Source organism: Clostridioides sp. ZZV15-6388, assembly GCF_020657755.1.
Taxonomy (GTDB): domain Bacteria; phylum Bacillota; class Clostridia; order Peptostreptococcales; family Peptostreptococcaceae; genus Clostridioides.
Genome location: NZ_JAGWCU010000149.1, coordinates 1 through 254, shown reverse-complemented (window position 1 = coordinate 254; position 254 = coordinate 1). Strand labels below are relative to the sequence as shown.

Annotated in this window: 2 tRNA genes; both read right to left on the bottom strand. The window is 53.9% G+C overall.

What is annotated here, in order from left to right:
- Positions 1 to 47 precede the first annotated feature (47 nt).
- Positions 48 to 122, bottom strand: a tRNA-Asn gene (locus KGF48_RS20135).
- 6 nt (positions 123 to 128) lie between these two features.
- Positions 129 to 202: transfer RNA gene (locus KGF48_RS20130), tRNA-Cys, on the bottom strand.
- Positions 203 to 254 lie beyond the last annotated feature (52 nt).

Genomic DNA, 254 nt, shown 5'->3' with positions numbered 1-254 from the left:
GATTTTAAGTCCTGTGCGTCTGCCAGTTCCGCCACTTCGGCTTTTTTTGGCTCCAAGGGTGGGGCTCGAACCCACAGCCTACCGGTTAACAGCCGGTTGCTCCACCGTTGAGCTACCTTGGAATATTTTGGAGGCGACACCCAGATTCGAACTGGGGATCAAGGAGTTGCAGTCCACTGCCTTACCACTTGGCTATGTCGCCACCTTTTTGGTGATCTATCCGCGACTCGAACGCGGGACACCCTGATTAAAAG